Raw genomic sequence first — 494 nt, forward strand, 5'->3', positions numbered from 1 at the left:
GTACCAGAATCGGTGTGTACTGAATTATTGAACGTTGTCAACGCCGCATTTAGAGCACTCATTGCATCCGCGACTTCCGTTTGGGTTGATGCTGCGTTATCGCGTACCGCTTTGACGTTGTTAATTACTGATTGTAATATCGCTTTCGATCCGTTCGAATACTGGCCGATATTGTTTCCTTCCGTCGCTGCATCATGCTTGTTCTGCGCGGCAATAATCGCAGCGTTCAATTCCGCTTTATCCACATCTTTAATTTGAATGCTGAGAGATGCTCCGGTAACTGGCGTACCCGAACCCGCGAGGGAAACCATAAAGTCGGATAACGACACCGTTGTTTCCCCTGCTGCAACCCCCGCTTTCGTTTTGGCGTGTATGGTTAACAGATTTCCGATCGTACTTATCGCGGTGTCATTTCCCTCGCTGGCCATAATGATTAGAATCTGGCCTTTATCGGCCTTGATCGCGGTCCCCAACACGTTGAAATGATTTCTTAG

The 494-nt window shown here is 48.0% G+C and carries 1 protein-coding gene; it reads right to left on the minus strand.

Going from position 1 to position 494, the window contains the following annotated elements; genetic code table 11:
• On the minus strand, positions 1-494 hold a 494-nt coding region (locus AB4114_RS35885), incomplete at both ends, for a hypothetical protein (RefSeq protein WP_441992687.1).

It is taken from the genome of Paenibacillus sp. 2RAB27 (assembly GCF_052115445.1).
Classification (GTDB): Bacteria; Bacillota; Bacilli; order Paenibacillales; family NBRC-103111; genus Paenibacillus_E.